Annotated in this window: 9 protein-coding genes and 3 pseudogenes; 8 read left to right on the top strand and 4 right to left on the bottom strand. The window is 72.2% G+C overall.

Annotated features, from left to right (window positions below):
* Positions 1 to 395 (bottom strand): annotated as a pseudogene (locus K6I33_RS25675) (hypothetical protein); the annotation flags it as partial.
* 172 nt (positions 396 to 567) lie between these two features.
* Between K6I33_RS25675 and K6I33_RS25670 the strand changes: the two are divergent.
* The 6 genes and pseudogenes from K6I33_RS25670 to K6I33_RS25650 all read left to right on the top strand — a co-directional run bounded on the left by K6I33_RS25670 (position 568) and on the right by K6I33_RS25650 (position 5,230).
* Complete coding sequence (locus K6I33_RS25670; RefSeq protein WP_229356901.1) at positions 568 to 1,407, top strand: class I SAM-dependent methyltransferase; 840 nt, start codon at positions 568 to 570, stop codon at positions 1,405 to 1,407.
* A gap of 241 nt (positions 1,408 to 1,648) precedes the next feature.
* Positions 1,649 to 2,029, top strand: a complete 381-nt coding sequence (locus K6I33_RS25665) for a peptidoglycan-binding protein (RefSeq protein ID WP_229356900.1) — start codon at positions 1,649 to 1,651, stop codon at positions 2,027 to 2,029.
* Between the two features lie 53 nt (positions 2,030 to 2,082).
* Positions 2,083 to 3,165: an N-acetylmuramoyl-L-alanine amidase gene (locus K6I33_RS25660; protein ID WP_229356899.1), complete on the top strand. Its 1,083-nt coding sequence runs from the start codon at positions 2,083 to 2,085 to the stop codon at positions 3,163 to 3,165.
* Positions 3,166 to 3,229: 64 nt separating this feature from the next.
* Positions 3,230 to 3,664 (top strand): annotated as a pseudogene (locus K6I33_RS36415) (peptidoglycan-binding protein); the annotation flags it as partial.
* 66 nt (positions 3,665 to 3,730) lie between these two features.
* Positions 3,731 to 4,168, top strand: a pseudogene (locus tag K6I33_RS36410) (peptidoglycan-binding protein); the annotation flags it as partial.
* Between the two features lie 153 nt (positions 4,169 to 4,321).
* Positions 4,322 to 5,230 (top strand): XRE family transcriptional regulator, encoded by a 909-nt coding sequence (locus tag K6I33_RS25650; RefSeq protein ID WP_275126770.1) that lies wholly within the window; start codon positions 4,322 to 4,324, stop codon positions 5,228 to 5,230.
* A 76-nt stretch (positions 5,231 to 5,306) separates the two neighbouring features.
* Here the strand turns inward: K6I33_RS25650 and K6I33_RS25645 are convergent, their stop codons facing one another.
* Positions 5,307 to 6,635: a nucleotidyl transferase AbiEii/AbiGii toxin family protein gene (locus K6I33_RS25645; protein ID WP_229356897.1), complete on the bottom strand. Its 1,329-nt coding sequence runs from the start codon at positions 6,633 to 6,635 to the stop codon at positions 5,307 to 5,309.
* Positions 6,632 to 7,336 (bottom strand): hypothetical protein, encoded by a 705-nt coding sequence (locus K6I33_RS25640; protein WP_229356896.1) that lies wholly within the window; start codon positions 7,334 to 7,336, stop codon positions 6,632 to 6,634. The genes K6I33_RS25645 and K6I33_RS25640 overlap by 4 nt, the downstream gene beginning before the upstream one ends.
* A gap of 87 nt (positions 7,337 to 7,423) precedes the next feature.
* Here K6I33_RS25640 and K6I33_RS25635 point away from each other — a divergent pair, with 87 nt between their 5' ends.
* A complete protein-coding gene (locus K6I33_RS25635) occupies positions 7,424 to 8,008 on the top strand; it encodes a Uma2 family endonuclease (RefSeq protein WP_229356895.1) in 585 nt (194 codons plus the stop codon).
* Between the two features lie 24 nt (positions 8,009 to 8,032).
* Here K6I33_RS25635 and K6I33_RS25630 read toward each other — a convergent pair whose 3' ends face one another.
* Positions 8,033 to 8,497 (bottom strand): YcxB family protein, encoded by a 465-nt coding sequence (locus K6I33_RS25630; protein WP_229356894.1) that lies wholly within the window; start codon positions 8,495 to 8,497, stop codon positions 8,033 to 8,035.
* 144 nt (positions 8,498 to 8,641) lie between these two features.
* Between K6I33_RS25630 and K6I33_RS25625 the strand changes: the two genes are divergently transcribed.
* Positions 8,642 to 9,544, top strand: coding sequence for an SMP-30/gluconolactonase/LRE family protein (locus tag K6I33_RS25625; RefSeq protein WP_229356893.1), 903 nt, complete (start codon positions 8,642 to 8,644; stop codon positions 9,542 to 9,544).
* Positions 9,545 to 9,616 lie beyond the last annotated feature (72 nt).

Genomic DNA, 9,616 nt, shown 5'->3' with positions numbered 1-9,616 from the left:
GGGCCGGTCTCCAGGTCGGGGCGGCTGGCGTTGAGGTCGGCGGGGGCGGCCGCGGTGCCGGCGGGGGAGGTGTCCCGGTAGACCTTCTCGCCGACGAGCTTGTTGCCCTTCTCGTCGATGAAGCAGTGGGCGTTGGTCAGGCCGACCAGATTGCCCGCGTCGTCACGGCCGACGGCGGTGAGGGTGCAGACGAAGAAGCCCTGGCGCTCCTCCGGGGTGGGGACGATCCGGAAGATGATGCCGGTGCCACCGCCGATGGGCGTGAGCGGCCGCTCGGCCGCGGGGGCGCCGGGCACGTGGGCGGCGGCCGGGGCGGCGGTCGCGGCCGGGGCGGCGGTGAGGGTCAGGCCGGCCGTGAGAACGGCGAGGCCGAGGGCACGTAACGCGCGCAGCATGCGATCACTTCCTGTAAGGGAGGGGTTACGACTGCCGCAGCGGCAATCACGCACATCGAAGAGCACGCATACCGGTTTTGTCACTAGAACCCCAGCGAACCTCGAGCCCGCCTTCATCGTTTCTTCAAGCCGCGTCGCGGCGGGCGTGCGGATCGAGCGGTAGAACGGTCCCATGACGACCGAGGACGAGATGCTGCGCGCCAACCGGCGCAACTGGGACGCCCGTACCCCCGTGCACGTGGCCAGCGCCTTCTACGGACTGGACGGCTCCCGCTCCCCCGAGGACTGGTTCGCCCCCTTCGAGTGGGAGGACCTGGGCGAACTGTCGGGGCGGCAGGTGCTGCACCTCCAGTGCCATCTGGGCACCGAGACCCAGGCGTTCCCCGGCCGGGGCGCGGACCGCACGGTCGGGCTGGACTTCTCCGGGGAGGCCGTGGCACACGCGCGGCGCCTCGCGGAGGAGTCGGGCCGCGACGTGGAGTTCGTCCGGGCCGATGTCCACCGGGCCGTCGAGGCGCTCGGCGGGCGGCGGTTCGACGTGGTCTACACCGGCAAGGGCGCCTTGTGCTACCTGCCGGACCTGGCCGCCTGGGCGGAGGTGGTCCGCGATCTGCTGCGCCCGGGCGGCGTGCTGTACGTGGTGGAGTTCCATCCGCTGCTCGACTCGCTCGGCCCGGTGGCCCGCCCCGGGGAGCGCGAGCTGCTGCTCGCCCACGACTACCTGGGCGGACGCGGCCCGATCCGCAACGACAACCCCCACACCTACACCGACGGCCCGCCCCTGGACGAGGCGACGACGAGCTTCGAGTGGCGGCACGGGATCGGCGAGGTCGTCACCGCCCTCACCGGCGTGGGGCTGACCGTGGACCTCCTGCGGGAGACCGATCTGCTGCCCTGGCAGCGGTTCCCCTCCATGGTGCGGGACGAATGCGGGTGGTGGCGGCTGCCGGAAGACCAGCCGAGGATCCCGCTGATGTTCGCCCTGCGGGCTCGTGCCGACGCCCGCCGCTGAGACACCCGGTTCCCGCCGTCCCGGGAAGGCGCCCCCACGGACTTCGGTCCGGTGGGGGCGTCGCCGTTTCCGGCCGGAGTCCCGTACGTCCTCCCCGGCACCTGTCCCGTCCCGCCACCCGTCCCGCCGCCCGGGCCGTCCCTGGGACGCCAAACGTTGGCGGGACACGGTCAAGCGCTCCTAGCGTGATGAACGTCGGTCCGACACCCGGGCCGAATCGTTTCCGCTACGGGAGATCCCCATGTTCAACCTCCACCGGGTCAAGCGCGCCGCCGTGGTCACCGCGACCACCGCGGCCGCCCTGGTCACGCTGGCCGGTACCGCCGGCGCCACGACCACCGTCGACGAGATCGCCTACGGCGACCGGGGCGCCGGCGTCCGCTGCGTCCAGCTCGCGCTCAACGCCTCCACCGTGCACGCCGGGCTCAAGACCGACGGGATCTGGGGCGCGCGGACCGAGGACGCCGTGCGGAAGTTCCAGCGGACCTACACCGACATGCACGGCGACAAGCTCGACGTGGACGGCATCGTCGGGCACTCCACCGGCCGCGTGATGTTGGAGGTGCTCGTCCACTACGAGCACGACTCCGCCCAGGGCTGCTACGACGTCATCCCCACCTGAGCCACGCGCACGCCGCCCCGTCCGCTTTCCCTCATCACGAAGGACTCCACGACATGACGACGACCGGTGCGCAGTCGCACTTCCTCCCCAGACGTGCCGTGCTCGGCGGGGCGCTGGCGATCGGGGCGGGGGCCGTCGTCCTGCCGCTGGCCGCGACGGGGCAGGCGCGCGCGGCGGACGGGCCCACCATCCTGGACACCGCGACCTGGGGCGCCCGCCCGGCCAGCAGCCCCGTCAAGGTCCTCGCCACTCCGCCGCAGAAGATCATCGTCCATCACACGGACACCCCCAACACCACGGACTACTCCCGGGCGCAAGCCTTCAACCTCGCCCACATCATGCAGAACGACCAGATGGACGAGCGCCACTGGATCGACACCGGCCAGCACTTCACCATCAGCCGTGGCTCCTACGTCATGGAGGGCCGGCACGGCAGCATCGCCGCCCTGCGCGGCGGCACGCGGCAGGTGGAGTCGGCGCACTGCGTCGGGCAGAACACCGTCGCCATCGGCATCGAGAACGAGGGCATCTACAGCTCCGTCGAGCCGCGCGACACCCACTACGCGACGCTCGTCGACCTGTGCGTGTACATATGCGGCCAGTACCGCATACCCGCCTACCAGATCTACGGCCACCGCGACTTCCTCGCCACCGAGTGCCCCGGCGACCGCCTCTACGCGCTGCTGCCGAAGCTGCGCTCCGACGTGGCGGCCCGTGTCGGCGGCGACCCCACGTCCCCGAAGTGGCCCATGCTGAGCAACGGCGCCAACGGCGAGACCGTGCGCACCCTCCAGTACCTGCTGGTCCAGCGCGGCAAGTCCCTGACGGTGGACGGCGCGTTCGGCCCGGCCACCGACACGGCGGTGCGGGAGTTCCAGAAGCTGGTCAACGCGACCGTCGACGGCGTCGCCGGGAACCAGACGTGGAACCAGCTCGTCGGGCCCGTCCGGCGCGGCGACTCCGGCGAGGCCGTCAAGGCCGTGCAGGGCCAGCTGACGGCGCACGGCGTCCCCGTGGACGTGGACGGGGCGTTCGGCCCCGGCACCCAGGCCGCCGTGACGAGGTTCCAGAGCACCCGGTCGCTGCCCGCCGACGGTGTGGTGGACGCCCGTACCTGGAGCCGGCTGGTCGTCTGACGCCCCGCCCCCACCGCATGAGCAGTAACGATTCCGCGAGACGAACGAGACGAGCGAGACGAGGATGAGAGAGACAGTGATGAGACGCGTCCCGGCCATGGTGGCCGCGGTGTTCGCCGCGCTGCTGGCGACCCTGGTGTACGTGCCGGCCGCGCAGGCCGCGTCGGGCTGGCCCGTCGTCAAGAACGGCGACAAGGGCACCGACGTCACCACGGTGCAGTACCTGCTGACCGCCCGCGGCTACGCGACCGACGCCGACGGCGCCTTCGGCCCGGGCACCGCGGGCAAGGTCCAGGCCTTCCAGAGCGCCAACGGCCTGAACCCGGCGGACGGCATCGTCGGCCCGGCCACCTGGCCCAAGCTGATCGTCACCGTCCGCCAGGGCGACAACGGCGCGGCCGTCAAGGCCCTCCAGACCCAGCTCAACGCGCACGGCGCCGGGCTCGCCGTGGACGGCGCCTTCGGCGCCGGGACCGACGCCAAGGTCCGCGGCTTCCAGCAGTCGAAGGGCCTGAACCCGGTCGACGGGATCGCCGGCCCGGCCACCTGGGAGGCGCTCCTCTCCGGCGGCTCCGGCAGCGGTTCCGGTGACGGCTCCGGCAGCGGCACGCTGACCCACTCGCAGGCCGCCGCGATGTTCTCGGCCGCCGGGATCACCTGGTCGTCCTCCGGCGGCTGCTCCAACCGCAACAGCAGCGGCTGCACCTCCTTCGACGGCCTCCGCCGCGCCTCGGCCGACGGCGCCGTCGCCCTGAAGCGGGCCGTCGGCGGCTGCGCGCTGGCCATCACCGGCGGCACCGAGACCGGGCACGCCGCCGGCACGTACAGCCACGGCAACGGCTACAAGCTGGACTTCGCGATGTCCGGCTGCCTCACCGGCCACATCACCGGAACGTTCACGCACACCGGGACGCGCGGGGACGGCGCCGCGCTGTACACCGCCCCGTCCGGCAACATCTACGCGAACGAGGGCAGCCACTGGGACGTGACGTTCCTGAACTGACCCAACCCGACCCGACCTGAACCGAACCAAGCCGCTCACACGGTGAGGGGGTGCCGGACATGAGTCCGACACCCCTTCACCTGTTTGATCACCAAGTGATCGCGTTTCATCATGGGGCTGCGGAGCATCGCAGGACCAAAGGGGGAACAAGTGATGAAGCGCGACGGGGGAACGGCGGACGACAAGCAGTCCCCAAGAGAGCTGCTGGCGGCGGAGATGCGGCGGCTGAAGGCGGCGTCCCGGCTGAGCTACGGCAGGCTGGCCGAGCGGACCCACTACAGCCGCTCGTCGTGGGAGAGGTTCCTCAACGGCAAGCAGCTGCCGACCAGGGTGGCGGTGGAACAGTTCGCGACGGCCTCGGGTGAGGAGGACCCGGGCACGCTGCTCGCGCTGCTGGACGCGGCCGAGCGGGAACAGCGTCCGGCAGCGGATCCGGTGGAGGCCGTGGAACCGGTGGAGGCCGTGGAGCCGACGGTTCCGGTGAAGGGCGCGGGGGCGGGCGCGGACGCGGACGCGACAGTCTCGGCCGTGCCGGTCTGGCGGCGCTCCCTGCGCGCCACCGGCTTCGTGGCGGCCGGAGCGCTGGTGGGCAGTCTGCTGACGGTCGTCGCCATCGGGATGGACGAGGCGAAGGACGGGGACGGCACGGCAGGGGCGGCCGCCAAGGCCACCGGCCCCGCCGCCGTCGGCCCGGCCGCCGGCGGCGTCAAGCCCGGCTGTTCGGCCGACAGTTGCGTGGGCAGGGAGCCGCAGGCGATGGACTGCCACTGGGACGCGACCTCGGTCCGCCACACATGGCTGCGCGGGCTGCACATCCAGCTGCGCTACAGCGCCGTCTGCCAGGCCGTGTGGGGGCGGATCGAGAACGGCACGGTCGGCGACTCCGTGACGATCAAGGACAAGCGGGGGCTGGAGCAGGAGGCCACGATCCGGGTGGGCACGGACACCTACACCCGGATGCTGGCGGTGGCCGGGGACACCCCGGACTCGGTGACGATCTGCGGGGCCATCCCCGAGCACCGGGAACGCGAGTGCTCCCCGGTGGGCGCCGTCCAGCCGTAGGGCCTCGTAGGACCCCGTAGGACCCCGTAGGCCCCCACTCGCCCGGGCCCGACGACGGGCCCGGGCGAGGGCCCGGTTACCCCATCGCCTCCAGCCGCGCCGCGATCTCGCGCGGATCGCCGTGGTACGGGGTGACGGCCGGGCGGTCCTCGTCACCGTGGCGACCGTGGCGCCGGTCGCGGAGGGAGACGACCACGTCCGCCGCCTCGCGCAGGGTGCACTCCGAGCGGCCCAGCAGCTCGCGCACGGTGATCACGGCGCAGATGGTGGACACCACGCGCTGGGCGAACCACGACTCGACGGCCTCCATGCCGCCCGCCGCGTGCTCCTCGCGCAGGATCCCCGTGACGTCCTCGAAGGCGACGGCCAGCCGGGCGTACGCGCTGTCCTCGTCCGGCACATAGCCCCGGGACAGGGCGACGACGAGGCGCAGCAGGTAGCCGCCGCCGGTCTCCGTGTCGTGCGGGTGGTCCTTCTCGAACTCGGGCCAGTCGACCTCGCCCGCCTCGCGGAGGACGGAGGGGAGGTCGGACCACTCCCCCGCCGCCGAGAGGACGCGGTCCAGCAGCTCGTACGGCACGGTCACGCTCTCCGCGAGGAGGACCGCGTCGTAGAGGTCCTTGGCCTCGGGGTGCATGTCGCTCACCAGCCACAGGACCTTCCACACGAGCGAGAGTTCCGGGCTCGCCGCCATGAGGGCCACGGAGTGTCGTCCGCCCTGGCCGTCTGCGAGGGGCGGGATCCCGGTGCGCACGGGCGGGGCGGGCAGCGTCTCGTTGAAGACGAAGTCGAGCTGGACCGTGCCTGGAGGAACATCGTCCGCCACCGCCGTCCAGGGCAGGACGAGCCGGCGTCCCGGCACCCGGTCGTAGGTCCAGATCTCATCGCTGACCGCGCCCGCCGCGTCGATGCGGACGGGACCGCCGGACGCGCGCGAGACGGCCTCGGCGGCGCGGGCGATGCCGTCGAGCAGGGCGTCCGTGCGGTCGTCCGCCAGCAGCCAGGTGTCGGGGACGACGACGAAGTCCAGGTCGCCGGGCTCGCGGGCCGCGTCGCCGAACCACGCCTTGAGCAGCACGCTGCCGCGCAGCACCAGGTGCTCGGCCCACGGGGAGCCCGCGATCGCCGCGAGCACGTGGTCCAGGGCATGGCGCCGGGCCGCGAACCAGGCCTCGCCCCTGTCCGGGTCCGCGAACCGGGGCTCGCTCAGCCGCATGCCCAGGAGGTGGTGGTTGGCCGCCGGGTCGTACACGGGATGCTGCACGACACCCTCGCCGGGCACCGGGCGCAGCGTCGCCGGCAGGTCCTGCTTCCGCCGGGTGTCTTCGTCGGGCGGGAGCTGGGGGACGACCGTCGTCGCCGCCCACGGTCCGTACGGGAACTTCTCCCACGGTGTCGTCGTCACGCGTTCACGTCCTCGGTGCTCCGCTCGATGCTCTGCCCGGTGCCCTGCTCGCTGATCCAGCCGTCGTCGACCGACTCGTCACTGTCGTGGACGACGAACTCCCGTTCGCTGGAGGCCATCTCGTACCCGGCGTCCCGCAGGGCCGTCAGCAGCGCGTCCAGCCGTCGCTCCGCCGTCGGCCGGCCCACCAGGCGGCACCGCTGGGTGACGAACCGCTCGGTGCGGCCGTCCGCCCGTACCCGGCGGGCGTTGCGCGACAGGTGCGCGCCGTGGGCCTCGGCGAGCACCGTAAGGGCGGAGGTGTCCGTGCCGGGGGCGAGCAGGAGCTTCACGTGGTGCTCGAAGTAGTACCGCGCCCCGAGGTCCGCCGCCTCCGCGTCGGTGCCGGGCACGCCCTCCGCCCACGGGGTCGCCTCGATCTTCGTCCGGACGACCGCGAACCCGGCCCCCCGCACCCCGCGCGCCGCGTCCTCCACCGCCTTCCGCACCACGGGCAGCCGCCCGGAGCCGCGCAGGGTGAGCATCGGCTGACTGGGCGTCCGGCCCCGGTCCAGCACGATGTGCGCGCACTTCATGTCATGGGCGGCCGCGTACCGTTCGAGCGCGTCCACGGTCGCGGGCCCCTCGGCGCGCACGGTGAGATGGGCCTCGAAGTCGCCGGAGAAGCGGGCTGTGGTGGTGCTGGTGGTGCTGGGTATCACCGGGCGATGATCTCAGCATGACATCGCTAGCATGATTCCGGTGTCTCCAGCCGGACCGCAAGGCCGCAGCAGAGAGGAGCGAGCGCCGTGACGATCGCCCCGGACCACGCAGGGCTTGACGCTCTCCACTACCAGGCGATGCGAGACGTCGTCGAGCAGATGCAGGAGAGCGTGCCCGGCAAACTGGAGATCACGAGGGAAGGGATCGTTCACGACATGATGTCGCCCGGGAAGCCGCACGAGCTGACAGCGTTCCGCATCAGCCGTCGGCTGGAGAAGGTCATGCCGGACGGCTTGGCGGCTCCCACCGGGAAGCCCGATGTCGAGGACGTAAACGAGGGCGTCATGCGTCACCCGGACGTCATGGTGATCCGGGAAGAAGACATGGAGGGCGAAGGGTCCTTCGACCCGCGCACCGTCCTCGCCGCCATCGAGGTCGTCTCCCGGTCCAACCCGGACAACGACTGGGTGGGCAAGACGCGGGACTACCCCCTGCTCGGAATCCCGGTGTACGCGATCTTCGACCCTCGCAAGGGCGAGGGGGCCGTCCTCTCCGGCATCCACCGGACCCCGTCCGGTCCTCGCTACGCGATCCGGAAGGACTTCGTCTACGGGGAGGACGTCACGATCGGCGATTGGACCGTCTCCACGGAGAACCTGCCGCGTTACTAGCCCCACGACACCGCTCCGGCACGGTCAGCCGGCCCGCTTGCCCGTGGGGAAGCGGGCCGCGAAGAACGCGGTCAGCTCCGCCCGCTGGGCCTCGGTGAAGGCGCGCTGCGGGAGGATCACCGCCGCCTTGTTGGGCTGGCGCAGGTACCAGAAGCCTGCCTTGGACGTGACGCGCGCGTACGCGGACCAGTCGATCTCCGAGTGGCTGACGCCGGTCGTCAGGCCCAGACCCCGCTCGGTGATCCGCACCGTCCACGGGGTGTCGATGAGCGACGCGCTCCGCTTGATGGACCGCCGGATGCCGTACTCGACGGCCACCACGCCCAGGACGCAGGTCACCACCGTGGGGACGACCCTCGTCCCCGCCGATCCGAAGAGGGCGCTCAGCGTGATCCCGACGGCGATGGCGCCGTACGCCGGGATCATGATCCCGCTCCTGCGGGTGGCCGACAGCAGTTCGCGCTGGGTCAGCTGGAAGGTCGTCGTCATGTCCACGCGGGTGTGTACCTGCTCCTTGAGTGGCCGGATTCGAGCCACGTGATGATCGCAGGACCGTCTGATTCCGCCTAATCGATTTCCGGGTGGGCCGGAGCGGCCGGTACAACGGGGCGCATGCGTTTATCGATGCGTTCAATGGTGACCGTCGGAAGTCTGGTGGCCGCGCTGGCCGTCGGCGGTCAGGGAGCGGCGAGCGCGGCCACCGCTCCCGGGCGGTGCGGGGAACGGACGGACGTGACCGTCTTCCGGGACGGCGGCGTGCCGGTGCTGGACTGGCGGGAGAACCTGGAGTTCGACGGGCGCGGCACGCTCTGGGTCGCGCACATCGTCAGCAACCGTGTCGAGGGGTACGCCCCCGACGGGACGCTGAAGGCGTCCTTCCCCGTGCCCGGGCCCGGCGCGATCCGGCGGGGCCCGGACGGGATGATGTACGTCAACTTCGGCGTGAACCCGCTGGCGCGGGACGGCGGTGTCATGCGCTTCGACCCGGCCGCCGCCGAGCCCCGCGCCGAGAAGGTCTTCGGCGGAACGCCCAGGATCAACGGCCTCGCCATCGACTCCGCCGGCAATTTCTACCTCAGCCGCGAGCTGGCCACCGGCATCCTCAAGGTCCGGCCGGACGGCACCCGGGACGAGGAGTGGACGCGGAAGGCGGACGTCTTCGGCGCCAACGGCCTGGAGATCGCCGGCGATCAGCTCTACGTGAGCGTCCTCGTCGACGGCCGGTCCCCGGTCGTCCGCGTCCCCCTGGCCGACCCGGCGCGGCACACCGCCGTGACCCGGCTCAGCCACACCGTTCTGGACGGCAAGTTCCTCGACGACCTCACCCTCTTCGGCGGCGACCTGGTGGTCGCGGCCTTTCGGAGCGGCGAGCTGATCAAGGTGGATCCGGCGACCGGACGGTCCTGCGTCCTGGTGGACGGGCTGCGGATGCCGACGAGCGTCCGGGTGCCGCGTGCGTTCGGCGACCATGACGGGCGCCGCGAGCTGTTCGTCACCGAGGCCTCGGGCCGCGTCGTCACGGTGCGGATCGGCTGACCCGGGACCCGACACCGGACGGCCCGCCGTACGGCCCGCCGTCCGACCCCCGTGCGGACGGCGGGCCCGCCC

This window comes from Streptomyces sp. UNOB3_S3, from assembly GCF_020740895.1.
In the GTDB taxonomy this organism is placed as follows: Bacteria; Actinomycetota; Actinomycetes; order Streptomycetales; family Streptomycetaceae; genus Streptomyces.
Note: the sequence above shows the minus strand (reverse complement) of the source record. Positions and strands in the feature narration are given on the sequence as shown.

Coding starts and splice junctions, on each gene's coding strand:
- K6I33_RS25660 (WP_229356899.1), top strand. CDS start 2,083: ATGACGACGACCGGTGCGCAGTCGCACTTCCTCCCCAGACGTGCCGTG.
- K6I33_RS25625 (WP_229356893.1), top strand. CDS start 8,642: ATGGTGACCGTCGGAAGTCTGGTGGCCGCGCTGGCCGTCGGCGGTCAG.
- K6I33_RS25665 (WP_229356900.1), top strand. CDS start 1,649: ATGTTCAACCTCCACCGGGTCAAGCGCGCCGCCGTGGTCACCGCGACC.
- K6I33_RS25630 (WP_229356894.1), bottom strand. CDS start 8,497: ATGACGACGACCTTCCAGCTGACCCAGCGCGAACTGCTGTCGGCCACC.
- K6I33_RS25670 (WP_229356901.1), top strand. CDS start 568: ATGACGACCGAGGACGAGATGCTGCGCGCCAACCGGCGCAACTGGGAC.
- K6I33_RS25650 (WP_275126770.1), top strand. CDS start 4,322: ATGAAGCGCGACGGGGGAACGGCGGACGACAAGCAGTCCCCAAGAGAG.